The organism is Ruegeria sp. N10, from assembly GCF_056531545.1.
In genome coordinates, this window is sequence record NZ_JBQFLY010000001.1 from 518,574 (window position 1) to 540,870 (window position 22,297).

Consider the following 22,297-nt stretch of genomic DNA (forward strand, 5'->3'; position numbering starts at 1 on the left):
ACTTTCTGAGCCTTAAGGAATGCGGTCAAGCAGGGAGTCTCGGGTGACCAAATAGGTCGAAAGCTCCAAAGACTGGCCCGCAGAGTTCGTTTCGATCATCCGTATCAACTCCTGCGCAGCTTTTTGACCCATTTCACGGTGGGGTACGTGAACCGTTGTCAGGGCAGGGCTGACAATGCGCGCGATTTCGATGTCGTCAAAGCCGGTAATCGACACGTCTTCGGGCACTCGGAGCCCCATTTTTTGCGCCTGTCTCAATGCGCCGACAGCCAGAACATCGTTTCCGCACAAAACGGCGGTCGGCGGCGTGTCAGTCGCCATGAGATCCCTGAACGCCGTCGCGCCATTTTCGAATTCATACGTGGTTTCGATCACCATTAGGTCATCCGGCTGCAAGCCGTGGTCAGCCATGGCGCTTTTTATCCCTGCGATCCTGAGCCGCGCCCGATCATTGCCCGAACTGATACCCGATATCGTCGCAAGACGCGTATGCCCCTGTCTGATGATCTGGTCTGCCAGCGCTTTCATGGCTTTGCGGTTGTCAAACCCAACGGACGGCACAGGTTTGTCCGGCAGAAAGGACCAGGCAACCAGCGCGGGCACTTTCCGTCTATCCAGGTAATCATAGATATCTGCGTCCCTGTCATGACCGATCAGCAACAGCCCGTCTGCACCCCGTGCAACCAATGTTCGGATCTGATCCTTTTCCGCTTCGGGCTCATAGGCTGAACTGGAGACCAGCAATGTGTAGCCACGCTGATGTATCGCTTCCTGAAACGCTTGCAACCCCCTTGCGAATATAGCGTTTTCCATGGTTGGGATGATGGCGCCAATGGTAAATGACCGCTTGGCCGCCATCACGCGGGCCGCGAAATTTGGCGTGTACCCCAATTCTTCGACCGTCGACAGGACACGCTTGCGCGTTGCTTCAACAACTTGCTGCGGGTTGTTCAGACACCGGGACACTGTCGCGGTCGAAACGCCCGCGGCCTTGGCAACGTCATCCAGTGTCGGAGCAGACCGATGTTTTGACATTCTCGAACTCTCAATTCTGGTTGGCTTAAGTTAATCGCATTTTTCAGATGATGAAAGGGTCAATGTAAGCGCTTGCAATATTGATGTAAGCGCTTACAAAGGTGTTGAGCCGATTCTGAAAGGGAGTCCCGGAAATGGTCCTTGCTGCATCTATCGTCGTTTTCGCGATCTATTTCGCCAACGTTGCTTTGGGTGCTTTCGCAGGCCGCGCGTTTCTTGGCGACGTAGGAGAGATGTTGGTTCTGTTCGCGGCGTCGATTTTGTTCGTTGTCGCAATTCTGAAAAAGGAAGCTGACCGAAACGCAACGAACGGCAGCTGAACTTTTGTTTGGGAGGGCAATTCATGAACAACGACAAGATTGAACTGGCGTCAGCAGAGCGTCGCAACTTTCTGAAGCTGAGCGCAAGTGGCGCGTTCACAGCCGCATTGGTTGCCGGGGCTGGGGGTGTTTTGTGGTCTTCAGAGGCCGCCGCGCAAACCGCAAAAGAAGAGAGTGAGCGTGAGAAGGCCGCTGACCATGTTATGACGGTGGCGACAGCCTATGTGCTGGGCGCGTCGCGCAGCTATCCCATCATGCAGTTGGACCTGAAGGAAAACATCCAGAATGCCACCAACGGCAAGGTCTATGTCAAATTGGCCCCCGGTGGCCAGCTAGGCGCGGGCGGCGCGCTGGTGCAGAAAGTACAGGGTGGAACGATTCAGGCCGCGCAGCATTCTCTGTCGAATTTTGCGCCTTTTGCGTCCACGGTCGACCTGATCAACATGCCGTATCTGTGCGGGTCGAACCAGCGCTTCACCAACCTTGTCCATTCAGACACGTGGAAAAGCGAAGTCCACCCCAAGGTCGAGGCGGCTGGCTTCAAAGCCTTGTTCTACGTGAATATCGATCCGCGTGTTGTCGCAGTCCGGCAGGGTGGCAATGCGGTCATAACACCGGGGGACATGGGCGGGATCAAGTTCCGCGTTCCCGGTTCGAAGATGCTGCAACAATACTATCGCATGGTTGGTGCCAACCCGACGCCTGTGGCATGGGGTGAAACACCTTCGGCGATCAAGCAGGGTGTTGCCGACGCGCTCGACCCGTCAGTTGGAGCACTGTATGTCTTTGGTTTCAAGGACATCCTCAGCCATGTGACCTTCACGCAGGCCGTTCCGGACAGTCAGGTTTATTCCTGTAATCTGGAGTGGTTCAACTCGATGCCTGCAGACGTGCAGGAAGGCATCATGTGGGGTGCCGAGATGACCGGGCATCAGAACCTGTCCAAAGTTCCGTCGGCCCGCGCCTATGCCATGGCCGAGTTGAACAAAGCTGGTGTTGAATTCCATTCGCTCAGCGATGATCAGCTGGCGGAATGGCAGGATGCCGGTGGGTATCAGCGTTCGGAATGGGATCCGTTCAAGACGGAACTGGCCGGTTCGATGGACAACTTTGAGAAGCTGGTCGAAGCGGCTGGTACGCAGGGCAAATACTACGTCCACGACGCCTAAGGTGAAACCCGTGGGCGCCTGTCGGCGTCCACGATTCTTGTACCGCGCGGCCGACAGTGGCCCGTCAAGGCAGGTACGGACTGGGCTGTCCCATCGCCGGAGGATCAGATGACCGTTCTTCAGAACATTGACCGAAACGCCGAACGCTGGTTGCTGCTGGTGTTCTACGTGATGCTGGTGATCACCATGGCCATCGAGGTGCTGCGGCGCGAGATATTCGCCTATTCCTCGATCTGGGGCGAGGAAATCGTGCGGTATTCCTTTATCTATCTGGCTTGGATCGGTGCTGCTGCCGCGGTGAAAGAGCGCGCTCATATCCGGATCGATGTGATCATGCACTATGTCGGGCCGCGCCCCAAGGCACTGCTTTATATCTTCGGCGATCTGGTGATGTTCCTGGTGGCGATCATCGCACTCTATTGGTCGTATGAAGCCGTGCACGTTTCAGCCAAGTTTGGTTCCGTTACGGACGGATTGCGGATTTCCAAGGTTTGGTTCCTGATGGCCGTGCCGACCGGGTTTGCCCTGATGATCTGGCGGCTGATCCAATCCCTGTTGCGCGATCTGAAATGTCTTCGCGACGGCACGCCCGTCTTCGAAGGCGACAAACTGTTTGACTGAGGAGAGACCGGATGCTTTGGAACTCCCTCAATCAAACCGTTGAACTGGGCTGGGATTTTTATCTGCCGGTGATCCTGTTTGTTGCCCTGATCGCTTTGGCCGTACCGGTTTGGGCGGCCATTGGAATGGCTGCGATCGTAATGCTGATCATGTCCGGTGACCTTCCTCTCAGCCTTGTCGGAGAGAGCCTGTTTACCGGCATCGACGCTTTTGCCCTGACTGCCGTGCCCCTGTTTATCCTGACCGGGGATGTTCTGGTTCGGACGGGGTTGTCACGCAAGTTTCTGGATGTTGCCGAGGCTTTGACATGCTTCGCCAAGGGCGGCTTCGGATCGGCCACGGTGCTGGTCTGCGGAATGTTTGCCGCGATTTCGGGATCGGACGCCGCCGGGGCTGCTGCGGTTGGCAGGATGACCATCAACCGGTTGGTGGAAAGCGGGTATCCGCGCCCCTACGCCTGTGCTCTGGTCGCGGCCGGTGCCTGCACCGGCATCCTGATACCGCCCTCGATTGCCTATATCATCATCGGCCTTGTGCTGGGTATTTCCGCATCGACTCTTTTTCTGGCCGCCCTGATCCCGGGTCTGGCTATCCTGGTGTCGATCCTGATCACCAATATCATCATGAACCGCCTTTATGCATACGAAGGCGGCGGCATGATGACCATGGGGGAGTGGTTGGCCAATCTGGGCAAGGCGCTCAGGTCTGGCTGGTATGCCTTTATCGTGCCGGGGATTATCTTTTATGGCATCTTTTCGGGCCGACTTACGCCGACTGAGGCTGGTGCCACGGCTGTTGTTGTCACCATCATCATGGGCTTCATCTTGCGTACGCTGACATTGGCGGATTTTCCGTCGATGCTGGTCAGCTCTGCAAAGGTGAACGGGGTGATCCTGCCGATCATCGCGTTTTCAGCTCCGCTGGCCGAGGCGCTGGCGATCATGGGTGTTCCTCAGGGGTTTGTCACTTCGGTGACCTCGCTGACAGACGACCCATATCTGCTGATCCTGTTGATGATCGGCATCCTGATCGCAGCGGGCTGCGTCATGGAGACGACGCCGAATATCGTCATCCTGGCACCTATCCTGAAACCACTGGCGGACAATATCGGCATGAACGAGATACAGTTCTGCATCATGATGATCACCGCGCTGGGAGTGGGTTTTATCACCCCGCCGCTGGGGCTGAACCTGTTCGTCGTATCTGGCATTACCGGTGAATCCATTCTGAAGATTGCCGCCCGAGCCGTGCCTTTCGTATTGACCATGCTGATCGTGGTGATCCTGATCGCCTACGTGCCAGCCGTGTCGACAACATTGCTCCCTGAAATCTACCAATAGGACCTGCTGAACATGCCTCGTGAATATCTGAAAAAGGCAACTTTAACGGCTCAATCACACGCCTCAGAGGTGCATGATACGGTGAAGACAATTCTGACCGATATCGAGGCGGGCGGTGATGCAAAGGCAAGAGAATACGCCGCCAAGTTCGACAAGTACGAAGGGAATGTCTTGCTGACCCCGGCTGAGATTGAGGCCGCCTGTGCAAAAGTTTCCGAAAAGTTGAAAGCCGACATCCGTTTCGCTCACGACAATGTTCGGCGCTTTGCCGAGACGCAGAAAGCGACCGTTTCGGACGTCCAGACCGAGATTGTGCCAGGCTTCGTTGCTGGGCAGAAGGCAATCCCAGTGGACGCTGCGGGGTGTTACGTGCCGGGGGGGCGATACAGCCACATCGCCAGTGCGATTATGACAGTGACCACCGCGAAAGTTGCGGGATGTCGCCACATCACGGCCTGTTCGCCCCCGCGTCCCGGCGAAGGGGTCGCGCCTGCCATCGTTTATGCGGCGCATATCTGCGGGGCCGACAGCATTCTGGCCATGGGGGGCGTGCAGGGCGTTGCCGCCATGACCTACGGCCTGTTTGGTCTACCGCGCGCCAACATCCTTGTGGGTCCCGGCAATCAGTTCGTGGCCGAAGCCAAGCGCATCCTTTACGGCAAGGTCGGTATCGACATGATCGCAGGTCCGACCGACAGTTTGATCCTTGCCGATCAGTCCGCCGATGCGCATGTCGTCGCCACTGATTTGGTCAGTCAGGCCGAGCACGGATACAACTCGCCGGTCTGGCTGGTCACCGATGATCACGACCTTGCGCAAAAGGTGATGGAACTGGTGCCTGCGCTGATCGCCGATCTGCCGGAATTGAACCGCGAAAACGCCTCGGCCGCATGGCGCGATTATGCTGAGGTTATCGTCTGTTCCAATCGCGAAGAGATGGCCGCCTGTTCCGACGAATACGCACCTGAGCATCTTACGGTTCAGGCTGAGGATCTGGATTGGTGGCTGGAACGGCTTACCTGTTACGGATCGCTGTTTCTGGGCGAGGAAACAACCGTGTCATACGGAGATAAGGCGACCGGTACGAACCATGTTCTGCCAACCTCGGGCGCGGCCAGCTATACTGGCGGGCTGAGTGTCCATAAATACATGAAGATTGTGACGTGGCAGAGGGCCACCCGCGAAGGGTCAAAGCCCATAGCCGAAGCGACCGCGCGGATATCGCGGTTGGAAGGAATGGAAGGTCACGCCCGTGCCGCAGATGTGCGTCTTGCAAAGTATTTCCCGGACGAGCAATTCGACTTGACCGCCGATGGATGACCCGCGCTCATTGTTTGACCTGACAGGCCGGGTGGCGTGTATCACCGGTGCCAGCTCGGGGCTTGGGCGGCAAGTGGCTCGGACTCTTGCCGCGGCAGGTGCGCGTGTTGTCGGCGTGGCCCGGCGCGGCGAGGCATTGGCGCAGATGCAGGCCGAGATTGGCACGCGCGCTGCAGCGGTTGTTGCAGACGTTGCAGATCGCGATGGGGTGAATGCGCTGACGCAGGCCGTCGCTTCCAAGTTTGACCCCCCCGATATTCTAGTCCATGCGGCTGGGGTGAACACGCGTGAGGCTGCGGATGATGTTACTCCTGAGGGGTGGGATGCCACGCTTGCCCTAAACCTCAGCGCACCGTTCTTCCTCAGCCAGGCGATGGTTCCGGCGATGAAGGAAAAGGGGTGGGGGCGTATTGTCAATTTCGCCTCGCTGCAAACAACGCGCGCTTTTCCTGGTGGTATCGCCTATGGCGCATCCAAGGCGGGGATCGGGCAGTTGACACGCGCCATGGCCGAGGCCTGGTCGCCCTTTGGCATAACCGCCAACGCCATCGGGCCGGGGTTCTTCCCCACCGAACTGACGCAGGCCGTGTTCGACGACTCCAAGCGCGCAGAACGGAACGCCGAGCAAACCTGTATCGGACGCAATGGGCGGATGCAGGATATTGACGGGCCGATCTTGTTCTTATGCTCTCGGGCGTCTGACTATGTCACGGGGCAGGTTTTGATGGTTGACGGAGGGTTTACAGCCAAATGAAGGCTCTGGTTTACAAAGGTGTTGAACAAATGGTGTTCGACGATGTGCCGAATGCCGAACCGGGCGCATCGGAACACCTGATCCGGGTCGAGGCGGTTGGCATCTGCGGATCGGACATGCACGCTTATCTGGGCCATGATACACGTCGCCCAGCGCCTCTGATCCTCGGGCACGAGGCAGCCGGTGTCATCGCTGATGGTATCCGCGCTGGTGATCGGGTGACGATCAACCCGCTGGTAAGCTGTGGTCAATGCGATGCATGTCGGACGGGTCGCGAGAATCTGTGCCCGAACCGACAGATCATCTCGATGCCGCCGCGCGAAGGGGCGTTCGCGCAATATGTCTCGATGCCCGGCAGAAATCTTGTCGACGTGCCCGAGGATGTCTCTTTCGCCAAAGCTGCGCTGGCCGAACCTCTGGCGGTAAGCTGGCACGCAGTCAGATTGGGGATCGAGGCTCTGCATTCTGCGATGGACCGCCGCGCCTTGGTGATTGGCGGTGGGGCCATTGGCCTTGCGGCGGCCTTGGCCCTGCGGGCACAGGGCATTGAAGACGTTACAATCGCGGAACCAAACGCGTTGCGCCGGGCTTTTCTGGCGGAAATCGAAAGTTTTGCACTCGTGGATGCGCCCAATGGGTCTTTCCCGTTGGTCATTGATGCTGTCGGATATGCCGCGACACGGTCGGTCGCTTCGGCCATGGCCGCGCCGGGCGGCGTGATCGTGCATGTCGGATTGGGTGAAGATGCCGGAGGTCTGGACGTGCGTCGCATGACCTTGCAGGAAATTACCTTTATCGGATCCTACACCTACTCCGCGCAGGATTTCCGCGACACCGCTCAAGCGATCTTTGACGGCCGTCTTGGCGCCCTGAATTGGGTTGAAGAGCGTGCATTGGCCGATGGCGCCCAGGCGTTTCGCGATATCCGCTCTGGCTCCGTAGCCGCACCGAAGATTATCCTGAGACCCTGGGGATAAACCCGACAGAACTGGAGGCCACCATGTACAAGAAAATTCTGGTCCCGATGGCTTTGGATCACGGCATTTCACAACATACGCTGGAAGTCGCGCGTGCCTTATCGGAAAACGGGTCCGAGATCATAGGCTTACATGTCTACGAAATGCCACAGGGATCGGTCAGCGCCTATCTGGACAAGTCCGCAGTGGCCGAAGGGTTCGAACGTGCGAGGGGGGCATTGTTGCAAAAGGTTGACGGGCTCGACGGTGTGAAAGCCGAAATCATCAAAGGGCACACCGCCCGCACCATCATTGACTACGCGACCAGCAACAATGTGGACTGCATTGTTATAGGTTCCCACAAACCGGACCTGAGCGACTATTTTTTGGGATCGACAGCGTCACGCGTCGTTCGTCATGCCCCCTGCGCTGTACATGTACACCGCAGAACCTGATTTCCTTCATCGCGCCATGCGCCCCAACAGGACCAACAGCCCGACCATGAACATAGACAAGAAGATAACCGACGATCTGGTGGCCAACGATATCTCGTTCGTCACCACCGTCCCCTGCAAGCAACTGGCAGGCGTAATCGCTGAAATCGACCAGCGAGAGGACATCTATCACATCCCGTCCAACAAGGAAGACGAGGGGATGGGCCTGTGCGCTGGGGCATGGATGGGCGGCAAGCGTCCCGCGATCATCATGCAAAACACCGCAATCGGAGTGACGATCAACACGCTGGCGACACTGATCCAGTATTATCGCATGCCTTTGCCCATGCTGATTTCCTATCGCGGAGAGCTGCGCGAACCGGTTGCCTGCCAGGTTGAAATGGCTGTGCATACAAAAGCGCTGTTGGCTCAGTTGAATATCCCGACTTATCACTTCCACCATCAGTCAGATGTTGAGGAACTCGACGCGATCCTCAAATACACCTTTATGTGCAACAAACCGGTCGCCATTTTGACCGATGCCAGTTTCTGGGGAGGCTATGGCGACCAATGATCCGTTCTGAAATTCTGAAAGAAATCGCTCCGATCCTGCGCGATCAGCTTGTTGTTTGTAACATCGGCATTCCAAGTCAGGAACTGCATGCCATCGACGACCAGCCCACCAATTTCTACATGCTGGGCACGATGGGGCTGGCCTCATCCATCGGTCTGGGTCTGGCCTTGTCGCAGCCCAAGCCTGTTATCGTGATCGATGGGGATGGGTCGGTCCTGACCAATCTGGGTACCTTGCCGACCATCGCCAATAACGTGGCGGACAACTATATCCTGTTGATCGTCGACAATGGGTCGTACGGGTCCACTGGGGATCAGCCGACATATGCGGGGCAGAAGACCTCTCTGGCGAAAATGGCGGAAGCCGCAGGATGCGAGCGCGTAATCGAATGTCAGGCCGAAGATACCGGCCGCGTGCTGCAAGAAGCGCTGGATTCGAAACAGATGACCATCATCGTGGCCAAGTGTGAAAGCGGAAATGCCAAGATGCCGGTTATCACGATGGATCCGGTGGTGATCCGCGACCGGTTCATGAAGGCCGTACAGGCCTGATGCTATCCAGCGCTATCCACAGTTCCGAAGACGCGCGCCGCCTGGCCCGGCGGCGCCTGCCGTGGATGGTGTTTGACTATATCGATGGGTCTGCCGGGGCCGAGGTTGGCGCAACCCGAAACAGGGCTGCACTGGATGCGCAGATCCTTCGTCCACGGATTCTGAAAGACGTCAGTGAAAGGTCGCTTGCTTGTTCCGTCTTTGGCAGGTCGACCCAGCGCCCGTTTGGCATCGCACCGATGGGTATGTGCAACCTGTCGGCCCCCGGTGCAGACCTGATGCTGGCACGTCTTGCGGCGCGGTACGAGGTGCCGCTTGGGGTATCAACCGTCGCATCGACTCCGATGGAAGACCTGATTCTCGAGGCAGAAGGACATGCCTGGTTTCAACTGTATTTCAGCGGTGATGGCAGTGGTACATTCAAGCTGGTCGAGCGCGCAAAGTCAGCGGGGTACGAAACACTGGTGCTGACGGTGGACGTGCCCGAAGTGGGGCGTCGCCCGCGTGAATTGCGCCATGGGTTCAGGATGCCGTTCAAAATGGGCCTGAAACAGGTGCTTGATTTTGCGCTTCATCCGCGGTGGTCGCTGTCCACGCTGCTGCGGGGCAAGCCCGGTATGGCGAATTTCCTGATGGGCGGATATGATTTTGATCGTCGGGAAAGCCGGGCCAAGGCGACTTGGGAGACTTTGGCCCGTCTGCGCGAACAGTGGGCCGGGAAGCTGGTGGTCAAAGGCGTTCTGGATGCTGAAGACGCGTTGCGCCTCAAGTCGGCAGGTGTCGATGCCATTCAGGTCTCAAGCCACGGAGGGCGCCAGTTGGACAGTGCGCCAGCGCCGATTGCCGTATTGCCGGAAATTCGGAACGCCGTCGGTCCGGATTATCCGCTGTTTTACGACAGCGGTTTGTGCTCGGGCGAGGATGTTTTGAAAGCCTTGGCAAACGGGGCAGATTTTGCCTTCTTCGGCCGCATCCTGCAATTTGCAATCGCGGCAGAAGGGGAAGAAGGGCTTGAGCAGCTGTGGTCTGTGCTGAGTGATGAAATGAGTATTGCCATGGCGCAGATGGGCGTTTCGTCGCTGGACGAGGTGCGACGCGCAACCTGAACCAAATATGGAGAACGACCCGAGGCGTACCTTCGAGTCGTTCCTATGCTGGTTTAACCGCGGCGTCTGCGGCGGCGTCCACCGCCTGTTTCGCTTTCTCCGCCTGTGTTGAAGCTTGGATTGGGCAACGTGACAACCTGCGCCAGTTCCGGGAACGGATCGGTCTTGTGCGGGATCGCGTTGGCGGCCACGAAATGATCTTGGAACTTCGGCTCAATTGCGGTTTCGATCTTGGTGATCTCGCGCACGACGCGTTCGATTTCAGCGCGTGATCCGATATTGCACAGCGCAATCCGCGCGCCTGTACCAGCGGCGTTACCCGCGCTGGTGACCTTGTCCAGCGGAGCATCAGGGATCATGCCCAGAACCATTGCGTGCTTGGTTGAAATATGGGCGCCAAAGGCACCGGCCAGAACCACTCGATCCACCTTGTCGACTTCCATCTCGTCCATCAGCAGACGCGCACCGGCATAAAGCGCGGATTTGGCCAGTTGGATGGCGCGGATGTCGCCTTGCGTGACAGTGATGCGGGGGCCACCTTCGGCGCTGGCATCGTGAATCAGGTAAGCGTGAGTGCGGCCTTCGGGGATGCAGCGGGCCGTTCCAGTCTGCTCGGCCGATCCGATCAGGCCGCTTTCATCCAGAAGGCCGGCCATACGCATCTCGGCCACAGCTTCGATAATGCCCGAGCCGCAGATACCGGTGATACCAGTGGTGGCGACATCAAGGTCAAAGCCGTCTTCGTCCGACCATTTCTCGGACCCAATGATGCGAAAGCGGGGTTCCTTGGTGAGGGGATCGATTTCGATCCGCTCGATCGCGCCGGGTGCTGCGCGCTGGCCAGAACTGATCTGAGCGCCTTCAAACGCAGGCCCGGTGGGTGAGGAACAGGCCAGAACTCGGCTGGTGTTGCCCAGCAGGATTTCGGCATTGGTGCCCACATCGACGATCAGAACCAAATCCTCGGAAATACCGGGTTCCTCGGACAGGGCAACCGCCGCACAATCCGCGCCTACATGGCCCGCGATGCAAGGTAGGATATAGACCTGCGCGCGAGGGTTCATGTTGGTCAGTTCCATCTCGCGTGCGGGCAGGGACATCGACTCGGACGATGCCAAGGCAAAAGGCGCCTGACCCAGCTCCACCGGGTCCAGACCCAGAAGCAGATGGTGCATGACCGGGTTGCAGACAAACACCGTTTCCACGATCAGCGCGGTGTCAATGCCGGCTTCTTCAGCGATTGAGGTGGTCAGATCATTGATCGCCTCGCGCACGGCTTTTGTCATTTCCTGATCCCCGCCGGGGTTCATCATGGAATATGAAACACGGCTCATCAGGTCTTCGCCAAAGCGGATTTGCGGGTTCATCAGGCCCGATGAGGCCTTGACCTCGCCGGTTTCCAAGTCGGTCAGGTGAGCCGCAATCGTAGTTGAGCCAAGGTCGATGGCCAGCCCATACAGCCCGCCTTCGTGCAAGCCGGGCCAGATTTCGACAATGCGTGCGACGCTGTCCTTGTGACCTTTGTGAACGGCCACAGTGACTTCCCATTTGCCTTTGCGCAGAACCGGTTGCAACTTGGACAAAAGTGACAGGTCCGCCGTGACCGCGTCAATATTCCACTGTTCGCGCAGCGCGCGTTCAAGGCGCTCCAGATCACCGGTTGGCGAATGCATGTCGGGTTCTTCGACCACCACGAAATACAGACGAGTTGCCGGATCCATGGTGATGGCGCGTGCGGTGGCGGCTTTGCGAACGACCTGACGATGTACCTGGCTTTCCGGCGGCACGTCGATCACGACATCGCCCTGAACCGAGGCCTGACAGCCCAGACGACGACCGGGTTTCAGGCCACGCTTGTCGTCATATCGCTGCTCGACCGCGTTCCATTCGCTCAGCGCATCCTGGGCCACCGTGACGCCGTGCTTGGGAAACTCGCCATAGCTTGGGGTGATCTGACACTTTGAACAGATACCACGGCCCCCGCAGACCGAATCCAGATCCACTCCCAATTGGCGGGCTGCGGTTAGAATTGGCGTGCCGACAGGAAAATGCCCGCGTTTGCCGGACGGGGTAAAGACGACAAGTGGGTCGGTGGTCATGAGTGACATGCCTTTTTGTGTTCGCGCGTTTTCCCGGCAAGATATGGGTTTGAGCGCAAAGGGAAAGGGCCAACAGCGGCACGATTTGCGCGGCATGCGTCGTTTTCTTTGGCTGTATAGGCAACTGGAGCCACAGAGTTGCCCCCAAGGGCTTTTCCTTTGGTTCAATCCATGCAATAGGGTCACCGCCAAACGGGCTTTTGCATGGGGTATTCAGATGCAGATTCGTGAGGCACTCACCTTTGACGACGTTCTTCTGGTTCCGGCCGCATCTTCAGTGCTGCCGGCAACAGCGGACACAACCACGCGTGTTACGCGTGAGATTACCATGAACATCCCGCTGCTGAGCTCGGCTATGGACACGGTAACCGAGGCGCGCATGGCCATTGCCATGGCACAGGCAGGCGGTATTGGGGTCATCCACAAGAACCTTTCCGTAGAAGAGCAGTCTCGCGAGGTTCGCCGCGTCAAACGGTTCGAGTCGGGTATCGTCTATAGCCCTGTTACCTTGCGCGCGGATCAAACCCTGGCCGATGCGAAGGCTCTGGTCGAGCGCTATAATTTCACCGGCTTCCCGGTAGTTGACGCGGATGGCCGCGTGGTTGGTATCGTAACCAACCGGGATATGCGCTTTGCCAATTCCGACGACACGCCGATCAAGGCGATGATGACCTCGGAATACCTGGCAATGCTGAAAGAACCCGCCGATCTGGAAGAAGCCAAAAGCCTGATGCGGGCCCGTCGTATCGAAAAGCTGCTGGTGGTCGACGGCACGGGAAAACTGACAGGTCTGCTAACGCTGAAAGACACCGAACAGGCGGTTCTGAATCCAACTGCGTGCAAAGACCGGCTTGGCCGCCTGCGAGTGGCTGCCGCGACTTCGGTTGGGGACGCGGGTTTTGAGCGGTCCGAGCAGCTGGTGGCTTCGGGCGTGGATATCATCGTCGTCGATACGGCGCATGGTCATTCTCAGGGCGTGCTGGATGCGGTCAGACGGGTCAAGACTCTGTCGAACGAGGTTCAGATCATTGCCGGAAACGTGGCCACAGGCGAGGCGACCAAGGCGCTGATCGACGCGGGTGCTGACGCCATCAAGGTGGGCATTGGCCCCGGCTCGATCTGTACAACTCGCATGGTGGCGGGCGTTGGTGTCCCTCAGCTGACCGCGATCAGTGATTGTGCGGCTGCGGCGGGGGATGTTCCAGTCATTGCGGATGGTGGCATCAAGTTCTCGGGCGATTTTGCCAAGGCAATTGCGGCCGGCGCGTCTTGCGCCATGGTCGGTTCGATGATCGCGGGCACAGATGAAAGCCCGGGTGAGGTCATTTTGTATCAGGGCCGGTCGTTCAAATCCTATCGCGGTATGGGCAGTCTTGGTGCGATGGCGCGCGGATCGGCGGATCGGTATTTCCAGAAGGACGCGGCAAATGACAAGCTGGTACCCGAAGGGATCGAAGGGCAGGTTCCGTACAAAGGATCAGCCAGCGCAGTGATCCACCAGCTTGTTGGTGGTTTGCGCGCTGCGATGGGATACACCGGCTGCGCGACTGTCGAAGAGATGCGCAGAAACTGCCAATTCGTAAAGATCACGGGCGCAGGTCTGAAAGAGAGCCACGTACACGATGTTCAGATCACACGTGAAAGCCCGAACTACCGGCTGATGTAAGCCGTTGCGCATGACATACGGCACCCATGCACGGGGTGCCGTAGTGATTTTGGATTGGCCTGTCACGGCCTGTTTCAGCCAAGGTAATCCGTGATGACACCTGCTGCCCGCGTTCAGGCCTCGATTGAAATTCTGGATGAAATTCTCGCCGGGGCCCCGGTTGAAAAGGCGCTGACTGGCTGGGCGCGGCGCAGCAGGTTTGCGGGCTCCAAGGATCGGGCAGCTATTCGCGATCATGTGTTTGACGCTTTGCGGTGCAAACGCTCGTTTGCTGCGTTGGGTGGTTCCGGAACTGGCCGCGGCCTGATGATCGGCGCCATTCGCGCATCGGGTGAAGATTCGATTGAGTTGTTTACCGGCGACCGCCACGCGCCCGAAGCCCTTCAAAATAACGAAGTATCAAGGGATTTTGCATCCGAAGCCGAGAGATATGATTTTCCCGAATGGCTGTGGCCAAAGTTCGTCGCATCCTTGAACGATGCCGCCGTTCCTTGCGCATTGGCATTGCAGGAACGCGCCCCGGTTTTTCTGCGGGTCAATATGTTAAAAACGGATGTAACCCGGGCGATTGATGCTTTGGCAACCGACGGTATTTCAGCCCGTCCAACGCCAATATGTGACACCGGGCTGGAGGTGACAGAGGGCGCGCGCCGGATCGCGCTAAGTCAGGCATACGCTCAGGGCCTGGTCGAGCTTCAGGATGCGGCAAGTCAGGCGGTTGTTGCTGCCTTGGATCTGCGCCCGGGAATGCGCGTTTTGGACTATTGCGCCGGGGGCGGTGGCAAGTCGCTTGCGATTGCGGCCAACAAGGGTGTCGAGGTTTACGCTCATGATGTGAACGCGCGCCGAATGAAGGATATTCCAGCGCGGGCAGAACGGGCAGGGGCCAGAATAACCATCCTGAACAACACAGAGCTTGCCAATCACGGGCCTTTTGACGTCATTTTGGCCGACGCCCCGTGTTCCGGCAGCGGTTCGTGGCGGCGCGCACCAGCAGGTAAATGGGCATTGACTGAAGAACGTTTGCAAGATCTCACGCTCATCCAAGCTGACATTCTTGCACAAATCACGCCGTTCGTCCAAGCAGGTGGAGTGCTGGCATATGCGACATGCTCGGTTCTTGCCGACGAGAACGATGCGGTTGTCGACAGGTTTCTGGCGCAACATGCGGGCTGGCGTGAAACCTTCCGGCAGGCATGGCAGGTAACACGCGGGTCCGACGGGTTCTTTACGTCACACTTGACGCGCTGATCTTTCGGTAAATACAACCCAGGGTAGCTGATTTGTTTTTTAGCGCCGTTAGGCGAGTGTTAACCAATTCTACCTGTTATTACCGCAAAACCTGTGCCCGAGCCGTTTATGCCTGACATCACTGAATTTGTTCCAGCCCCTTCAGCCGCCAATACTCCATCGGTGTTTCGGATCGGGTCGTTAGTGTTTGTGGCGCTGTTGATCAGCCTGGCACCTGCGGTTGGGTTTCTGCCGTCGGATTGGACAAAAGGTTTGCTGGCAACAGGCATTTCCCTTTTGGTTGTGGCGCTCTTGTTTGGGATCAAGGGGGCGATTACGAACAGGCATTTGCAACAGATATCAGCCCTTTTGGCCGCTTTCGCAGAGCGCGAGGATGCTCCGGTCGTGATCTCAAACGGGTATGGTGACATATTGGCCGCGAACGTCCTGGCGGACAAAAAGCTGGGGGCCATACGAGGCGAAAACCTAGCCCGCTGTTTGCGCTCCAGGTTTGCTAACCCTTCGGCGATCTTGTTGAGCCTACAATCGCGGGCGCAATCCACAGGAAGCGCCCAGAGCGAGTTTCCCGGTGGCGATCGGACTATTTCGGTTTCCGTGCACCGATTGCGGCCGGGACTGTTCTACTGGAACTTTAGCTGTGTTCAACAGGATAGCTGGCAAACCCTTGGCTTGCCGGTCGTAACCCTTGGACGCGCAGGTGACGTATTGCGCGTCAATGCCACGGCCGAGCGTTTGTTTGGTGCGCACCCTGCCAGGGCGCAGGATATTTTCAGCGAAGCCGAACCGCGGACCGGGGCTGTCAACGCAGTCAGGACCCGCGATGGTCATATTCTGGCAGCCGTGTCCGAATTTTCTCAATCCGGGTCGGAACGAAGCCTTTGTTTGTTACCGATTACGCAGATGCCCGCACAGGATGCGGTCATGTCCTTCTCTGACCTTCCGGTTCCAATCCTCAGACTTTCCGAGGACGGCATCATTCTGGACAGTAATCGGCTGGCGGCGAAACTGTTGGGAAAGAAGCAGCTTGAAGGCAGTAACATCAGCGACATCATGCGGGGCGTAGGGGGCCCTGTGCTGGATTGGTTGAAACGAACCGAGGCGCATGAAGAAACGCAGCGATCAGAGTTTTTGCAGTTCATTAGGGACGACAAGGAAATCTTTGTTCAAGTCACCCTGAGCCGTGTGTTTGTCGATGGAAAGATATGCCTGATCGCGGTTCTGAACGATGCGACTGAACTGAAGACTCTGGAAGCTCAATTCGTTCAGGGCCAGAAGATGCAGGCCGTAGGGCAATTGGCCGGAGGTGTTGCACATGATTTCAACAACCTGCTGACGGCCATTTCCGGTCACTGCGATCTGCTGCTGTTGCGCCATGACCAGAATGACCCGGACTACGGGGATTTGGTGCAGATCAATCAGAATGCCAACCGGGCCGCCGCGCTGGTCAGTCAGCTTTTGGCGTTTTCGCGAAAACAGACCCTCAGGCCGGAAGTGTTGGATCTGCGTGACACGATCTCGGACCTTATTCACCTGCTGAACCGTTTGGTTGGCGAGAAGGTGCAATTGACGCTGAGCCACGATCCGGTGCTCAAACCCGTGCGGGCGGACAAGCGTCAACTTGAGCAGGTGCTGATGAACCTTGTCGTTAACGCACGAGATGCCATGCCGGACGGTGGTGAAATTCGCATTGAAACCAGTGTGTTGACCCTTTTGCAGCCTCTCATGCGGGACAGGGCAACCGTACAACCGGGCGACTATGTGACAGTCAAGGTTGTGGATGGCGGTGTTGGTATCCCAGCAGATAAGCTGCAGAAGATTTTCGAACCCTTCTACACCACGAAACGAACTGGTGAGGGCACCGGGTTGGGGTTGTCAACAGCCTACGGGATCGTAAAGCAAACCGGTGGGTTTATCTTTGTCGACAGCGCAATTGGACGGGGCACCGAGTTCACTGTCTTTCTTCCGGTTTGCGCGACGACGTCCGAGGTCGAAACTGAATCGCCAGTCCAGCCCGAAGCCCGGAGCGCCAGGCAGAGCGAAGGCGTGGTGCTGCTGGTCGAGGATGAGGCGCCTGTTCGCGCCTTTGCGACCCGCGCCCTGCGACTGAAGGGTTACACCGTGCTCGAGGCGGACTCGGCGGAAGAGGCGCTTCGACTGCTTGAAGATTCCGCGTTAAGTGTTGATATATTCGTCACAGATGTTGTCATGCCAGGAATGGACGGGCCCACTTGGGTGCGCAAGGCCATGGAGACGCGCCCGGATGCGCGTGTGATTTTCGTGTCCGGGTATACCGAAGGCGTTTTCGGTGATACCGGTCCGGATATTGCCAACTCAACCTTTCTGCCCAAACCGTTTTCCCTCAGCCAACTGACAGAGGCCGTGTTTCAACAACTTAACTGATGGATCACAATGCGGCTTTGTGCAGCGCAAATTCTTCCGGGCAGGCATTTCGAAACTTCTGTTCGGTAGCAGGTGACAGATGCAAATCTCCCGGAGGCGATACGTTTTCGCGCTTCAGGTCGATCTGCATGTCCAGACGTGCTTGCAGAAAGTCTAACACCTTGTCTTGATGTTCGTATTTGAAGATATGACGAGCGCCAGAACTGTCGTTGCGGGTACGGAAGAATTGCGCCTGGCTGCCGACATTGGCGAACTCGGGACGTGTGTCCAGCAAATAGGCTTGCACGAATGCGTCAAAACTCATGTCACGTGTCGAGCGCGGTTGACCTATCAAGTCTTCACGACTGCGAAACCGGTACCAGCTGCCCAGCCAATCCAACGGTTCGCGCACAATGGCCATAATTTCCATCTCGGTATCAAACAGTTTTCGAAACATGGTCTGGAAAAACCGGTCATACCGACGCACCGGGGCGTGTTTCAGCTCAGGTGGATGTGTCACGATGAGATCGGCCCGGTCACGCAACGCCGTGTGATAAGCCGTGCTTCCGGTCTTGGGGACTGAAAGAAAAGCAAGTCGTTCTTTATAAAAAACAAGCATTTATTGGTTCCCAAGGTTGCCATGTTACTTGTGCAGATTGTCGTAAACGACTCTTTAACACAATTGCAGAAGACTGATATCTGTAAGTTTTAGTTGAAATGTTCTCTTTTTGATCTCATAAGGAACAAGAGGCGAACAAAGCAGCGATTGCCGCCCGATTAAGGGTGTGACAAAAGGGAAGGCGACAGGACAATGGCGGATCTTCTGACAATGAGCGACAAGAAAAACGCAGACAAGCAAAAGGCGCTCGACAGTGCGCTGGCCCAGATCGAACGGCAGTTCGGCAAGGGGTCGATCATGAAGCTGGGAGAAGATGCCCGGCAGGACATCGAGGCGAGCTCGACCGGGTCGCTGGGTCTGGATATCGCGCTGGGTATCGGCGGACTGCCGATGGGGCGTATTGTTGAGATTTATGGGCCTGAGAGCTCGGGCAAAACCACTTTGACCCTTCATTGTATAGCTGAGCAGCAAAAGCGGGGTGGAGTTTGCGCGTTCGTGGATGCGGAACACGCTCTGGACCCGCAATATGCCCGCAAGCTGGGTGTTGATCTGGATGAGCTTCTGATCTCGCAGCCCGATACCGGTGAGCAGGCGCTTGAAATCACGGATACTCTGGTGCGCTCGGGCGCGGTCAATATGGTTGTTGTCGACTCGGTCGCTGCCCTGACGCCGAAATCGGAACTCGAAGGGGACATGGGCGACAGCAGTGTCGGTGTGCAGGCCCGGCTGATGAGCCAGGCAATGCGCAAACTGACAGGCTCGATCAGCCGCTCGAACTGCATGGTCATCTTCATCAACCAGATCCGGATGAAGATCGGCGTAATGTTCGGCAGTCCGGAAACCACAACTGGTGGCAACGCGCTGAAATTCTATAGCTCGGTTCGGCTGGATATCCGCCGGATTGGCGCGATCAAGGACCGGGATGAGGTGGTCGGGAACCAGACCCGCGTAAAAGTTGTGAAGAACAAGGTGGCCCCGCCGTTCAAGCAGGTCGAGTTCGACATCATGTATGGCGAAGGCATCTCGAAGATGGGCGAATTGCTGGATTTGGGTGTCAAAGCCGGTGTTGTCGAAAAGTCCGGGTCTTGGTTCAGCTATGGTGATGAGCGGATCGGGCAGGGGCGTGAGAACGCCAAACAATACCTGCGGGAAAACAGCCGGGTGGCGTTGGATATCGAAGACAAGATCCGCGCGGCGCATGGGCTGGAATTCGACTTGTCGCCAGGGTTTGCCGAGGATGACGATATTCTGGAGGCCTGATGCCCTGAGGCGGGTGATCCGTAGCCTCTGCGTAAAGACTGCAACAGTTGTAACAAGGCGGCCTGATCGGGTCGCCTTGTTTCGTTCCAGAGTGCCTCTGCTGTGGACACTCACTTGACGGGGGGCTAAACCAACGGAGACCAAGATATATGTGCGCCGAGAGAGCCCTATGCCAACCCTGAACGACATCCGATCGACTTTTCTGAACTACTTTGAAAAACAAGGGCATGAGGTCGTCGCGTCCAGCCCGCTGGTGCCGCGCAATGACCCGACGTTGATGTTCGTGAACTCAGGCATGGTGCAGTTCAAGAACTTGTTCACCGGTCTGGAAACCCGCGATTACAAACGCGCCACCACGGCCCAGAAATGTGTGCGTGCGGGCGGCAAGCACAACGACCTTGACAATGTTGGCTATACGGCGCGTCACCACACGTTTTTTGAGATGCTGGGGAACTTCTCATTCGGGGATTACTTCAAACATGAAGCGATCCCTTTTGCATGGGAGCTGATCACCAGGGAATTCGGTATCGACAAGACCCGCCTGTTGACCACGGTCTACCATACCGACGATGAAGCCTTTGAAATCTGGAAGAAGGTCGGTGTGCCCGAGGACCGGATCATCCGCATCGCCACCAATGACAATTTCTGGCAGATGGGCCCGACCGGACCTTGCGGTCCGTGCACTGAGATTTTCTATGATCACGGCGATCACATCTGGGGTGGCCCTCCGGGATCACCCGAGGAAGATGGCGACCGGTTCATCGAAATCTGGAACGTCGTTTTCATGCAGAACGAGCAGTTCGAAGATGGCTCGATGGTCGAGCTTGACTTGCAGTCCATCGACACCGGTATGGGGCTCGAACGGATTGGGGCGCTGTTGCAGGGCAGCCATGACAATTATGACACCGACCTGTTCAAGACCCTGATCGAGGCTTCGGCGGATGCGACCGGTGTCGATCCCTATGGCGACCAGAACGTGCATCACAGGGTGATCGCGGATCACCTGCGTTCGACCTCGTTCCTGATTGCAGACGGTGTGATGCCCAGCAATGACGGCCGCGGATACGTTCTGCGCCGGATCATGCGCCGTGCCATGCGCCATGCGCACCTGCTGGGTGCCAAGGATCCTGTCATGCATCGCCTGGTGCCTACACTGGTGCAGCAGATGGGCGGGCATTATTCTGAACTGAAACAGGCGCAACCGCTTATCGAAGAGACGCTGCTGCTGGAAGAAACCCGGTTCAAGCAGACACTGGACCGTGGTCTGAAGTTGCTGGATGATGAGGTTTCGGGGCTTTCCGAGGGGGCACCCCTGTCAGGTGAAGCGGCCTTTAAGCTTTACGACACTTATGGCTTCCCACTGGATCTTACGCAGGATGCGCTGCGTGAAAAGGGCCTGAGCGTCGACACGGACGGTTTTGATACCGCGATGGCCGAACAAAAGGCCAAGGCACGTGCCGCATGGGCCGGGTCAGGTGAAGCGGCGGATCAGGTCGTATGGTTCGATGTGCTGGATACCGCCGGTGCGACGGATTTCCTGGGCTACGATACCGAGAAAGCCGAAGCGCAGGTTGCTGCCCTCGTTGTTGATGGTGCACTGGTCGACAAGATCGACGCGGGCAGCAGCGGTTGGGTCGTCGTGAACCAGACCCCGTTCTATGGAGAGGCCGGTGGTCAGGTCGGTGATACTGGCGCGTTGCGTCGGCTGGAGGATCGCGATCACCTGAGCCGCGTGGAGGACACGAGGAAGTTTGCTGACGGCAAGGTCTATGCTCATAAGGTGGCGGTTCAAAGCGGAGTCATTTGCAAGGGCGACGCGGTAGAGCTTGAGGTTGATCATGCCCGCCGTTCCGCCATTCGCGCCAATCACTCGGCCACGCACCTGCTGCATGAAGCATTGCGCGAAACGCTGGGTGATCACGTGGCGCAGCGCGGTTCGCTGAACGCGGCGGATCGTCTGCGGTTCGACTTCAGTCATTCCAAAGCGCTGAGCCTGGAGGAAATCCAAAAAGTCGAACGTGAGGTGAACGATTTCATCCGCCAGAATTCGACTGTTGAAACCCGGGTCATGACACCCGACGACGCGCGCGCATTGGGTGCCCAGGCCCTGTTCGGCGAGAAATATGGTGACGAGGTTCGTGTTGTCTCTATGGGCAAGGCGCCAACAGGAAAAGGTCATGACGGAGATACGTGGTCGATAGAACTCTGTGGCGGCACACATGTGAGCCAGACAGGTGATATCGGCACCTTTGTTGTGTTGGGTGACAGCGCCAGCAGTGCTGGTGTGCGCCGGATCGAAGCGCTGACCGGCGATGAAGCCTTCCGCTATCTTTCGGCGCAAGATCAACGTCTGGCTCAGGTCGCATCGGAACTGAAAGCGCAACCGGACGACGTGGTGGCGCGCGTGAAAAGCCTTCTGGACGAACGCAAGGCCTTGCAGAACGAAGTGGCTCAGTTGCGCCGGGATCTGGCTATGGCTGGCGGGGCCGGTCAGGGCGGTGGTGCCGAGGCGCGGGATGTAAATGGCGTGAAATTCCTAGCGCAAGCCCTCAGCGGTGTTTCAGGCAAGGACCTTCCTGCGTTGATCGACGAACACAAAAGCCGACTTGGATCGGGTGCGGTGCTGCTGATTGCGGATACGGGCGGCAAGGCGGCCGTTGCGGCAGGTGTGACAGAAGACCTGACCGGACGGATTTCGGCGGTGGATCTAGTAAAAGCGGCCGTGATCGAGTTGGGCGGAAAAGGTGGCGGCGGCCGTCCTGACATGGCCCAGGGCGGTGGCAAGGATGCATCAAATGCAGATGCGGCAATCAAGGCCGCACAACAGGTTTTGGGAGGATAAT

The 22,297-nt window shown here is 57.5% G+C and carries 19 protein-coding genes; 16 read left to right on the top strand and 3 right to left on the bottom strand.

Going from position 1 to position 22,297, the window contains the following annotated elements; all coding sequences use genetic code 11:
* Nucleotides 1–12: 12 nt before the first annotated feature.
* Nucleotides 13–1,035 (bottom strand): LacI family DNA-binding transcriptional regulator, encoded by a 1,023-nt coding sequence (locus ACR0JI_RS02585; protein WP_480472870.1) that lies wholly within the window; start codon nt 1,033–1,035, stop codon nt 13–15.
* Nucleotides 1,036–1,169: 134 nt separating this feature from the next.
* Between ACR0JI_RS02585 and ACR0JI_RS02590 the strand changes: the two genes are divergently transcribed.
* The 11 genes from ACR0JI_RS02590 (at nt 1,170) to ACR0JI_RS02640 (ending at nt 10,180) form a co-directional block, all read left to right on the top strand.
* Complete coding sequence (locus ACR0JI_RS02590) at nt 1,170–1,355, top strand: hypothetical protein (protein ID WP_480472868.1); 186 nt, start codon at nt 1,170–1,172, stop codon at nt 1,353–1,355.
* A 23-nt stretch (nt 1,356–1,378) separates the two neighbouring features.
* On the top strand, nt 1,379–2,524 hold the full coding sequence (locus tag ACR0JI_RS02595) for a TRAP transporter substrate-binding protein (protein ID WP_480472866.1): 1,146 nt from the start codon (nt 1,379–1,381) through the stop codon (nt 2,522–2,524).
* Nucleotides 2,525–2,632: 108 nt separating this feature from the next.
* Nucleotides 2,633–3,145 carry a TRAP transporter small permease gene (locus ACR0JI_RS02600; RefSeq protein WP_209503870.1) on the top strand — a complete coding sequence of 171 codons (513 nt, stop codon included), beginning with the start codon at nt 2,633–2,635 and terminating at the stop codon, nt 3,143–3,145.
* A gap of 11 nt (nt 3,146–3,156) precedes the next feature.
* Complete coding sequence (locus tag ACR0JI_RS02605; RefSeq protein WP_480472864.1) at nt 3,157–4,485, top strand: TRAP transporter large permease; 1,329 nt, start codon at nt 3,157–3,159, stop codon at nt 4,483–4,485.
* A 12-nt stretch (nt 4,486–4,497) separates the two neighbouring features.
* Nucleotides 4,498–5,805: a histidinol dehydrogenase gene (gene hisD / locus ACR0JI_RS02610; protein ID WP_480493120.1), complete on the top strand. Its 1,308-nt coding sequence runs from the start codon at nt 4,498–4,500 to the stop codon at nt 5,803–5,805.
* Nucleotides 5,798–6,559: an SDR family NAD(P)-dependent oxidoreductase gene (locus ACR0JI_RS02615; RefSeq protein ID WP_480493121.1), complete on the top strand. Its 762-nt coding sequence runs from the start codon at nt 5,798–5,800 to the stop codon at nt 6,557–6,559. Before hisD ends, ACR0JI_RS02615 begins: the two co-directional genes overlap by 8 nt.
* Nucleotides 6,556–7,536, top strand: a complete 981-nt coding sequence (locus ACR0JI_RS02620; RefSeq protein ID WP_480493122.1) for an alcohol dehydrogenase catalytic domain-containing protein — start codon at nt 6,556–6,558, stop codon at nt 7,534–7,536. Before ACR0JI_RS02615 ends, ACR0JI_RS02620 begins: the two co-directional genes overlap by 4 nt.
* 23 nt (nt 7,537–7,559) lie before the next feature.
* Nucleotides 7,560–7,970 (top strand): universal stress protein, encoded by a 411-nt coding sequence (locus ACR0JI_RS02625; RefSeq protein ID WP_480493123.1) that lies wholly within the window; start codon nt 7,560–7,562, stop codon nt 7,968–7,970.
* Between the two features lie 46 nt (nt 7,971–8,016).
* Nucleotides 8,017–8,523, top strand: a complete 507-nt coding sequence (gene comD, locus ACR0JI_RS02630; RefSeq protein ID WP_480493124.1) for a sulfopyruvate decarboxylase subunit alpha — start codon at nt 8,017–8,019, stop codon at nt 8,521–8,523.
* Complete coding sequence (gene comE / locus ACR0JI_RS02635; protein WP_209503877.1) at nt 8,520–9,074, top strand: sulfopyruvate decarboxylase subunit beta; 555 nt, start codon at nt 8,520–8,522, stop codon at nt 9,072–9,074. Before comD ends, comE begins: the two co-directional genes overlap by 4 nt.
* A complete protein-coding gene (locus tag ACR0JI_RS02640) occupies nt 9,074–10,180 on the top strand; it encodes an alpha-hydroxy acid oxidase (protein ID WP_480493125.1) in 1,107 nt (368 codons plus the stop codon). Before comE ends, ACR0JI_RS02640 begins: the two co-directional genes overlap by 1 nt.
* Before the next feature lie 53 nt (nt 10,181–10,233).
* On the opposite strand, the gene ACR0JI_RS02645 is transcribed toward ACR0JI_RS02640, so the two are convergent.
* Nucleotides 10,234–12,279, bottom strand: coding sequence for an ASKHA domain-containing protein (locus tag ACR0JI_RS02645; RefSeq protein WP_480476741.1), 2,046 nt, complete (start codon nt 12,277–12,279; stop codon nt 10,234–10,236).
* A gap of 217 nt (nt 12,280–12,496) precedes the next feature.
* On the opposite strand from ACR0JI_RS02645, the gene guaB reads away from it, so the two are divergent.
* The 3 genes from guaB to ACR0JI_RS02660 all read left to right on the top strand — a co-directional run bounded on the left by guaB (nt 12,497) and on the right by ACR0JI_RS02660 (nt 17,596).
* Nucleotides 12,497–13,945: an IMP dehydrogenase gene (gene guaB, locus ACR0JI_RS02650; RefSeq protein WP_480493126.1), complete on the top strand. Its 1,449-nt coding sequence runs from the start codon at nt 12,497–12,499 to the stop codon at nt 13,943–13,945.
* Nucleotides 13,946–14,038: 93 nt separating this feature from the next.
* Complete coding sequence (locus tag ACR0JI_RS02655) at nt 14,039–15,196, top strand: RsmB/NOP family class I SAM-dependent RNA methyltransferase (RefSeq protein ID WP_480493127.1); 1,158 nt, start codon at nt 14,039–14,041, stop codon at nt 15,194–15,196.
* A 108-nt stretch (nt 15,197–15,304) separates the two neighbouring features.
* Nucleotides 15,305–17,596 (top strand): ATP-binding response regulator, encoded by a 2,292-nt coding sequence (locus ACR0JI_RS02660; RefSeq protein WP_480493128.1) that lies wholly within the window; start codon nt 15,305–15,307, stop codon nt 17,594–17,596.
* A 4-nt stretch (nt 17,597–17,600) separates the two neighbouring features.
* Here the strand turns inward: ACR0JI_RS02660 and ACR0JI_RS02665 are convergent, their stop codons facing one another.
* Nucleotides 17,601–18,194 (bottom strand): sulfotransferase family 2 domain-containing protein, encoded by a 594-nt coding sequence (locus ACR0JI_RS02665; protein WP_480493129.1) that lies wholly within the window; start codon nt 18,192–18,194, stop codon nt 17,601–17,603.
* 192 nt (nt 18,195–18,386) lie between these two features.
* Between ACR0JI_RS02665 and recA the strand changes: the two genes are divergently transcribed.
* Complete coding sequence (gene recA, locus ACR0JI_RS02670; RefSeq protein ID WP_480472844.1) at nt 18,387–19,454, top strand: recombinase RecA; 1,068 nt, start codon at nt 18,387–18,389, stop codon at nt 19,452–19,454.
* A gap of 169 nt (nt 19,455–19,623) precedes the next feature.
* Nucleotides 19,624–22,296, top strand: coding sequence for an alanine--tRNA ligase (gene alaS / locus ACR0JI_RS02675; protein WP_480472842.1), 2,673 nt, complete (start codon nt 19,624–19,626; stop codon nt 22,294–22,296).
* Nucleotide 22,297: the final 1 nt, after the last annotated feature.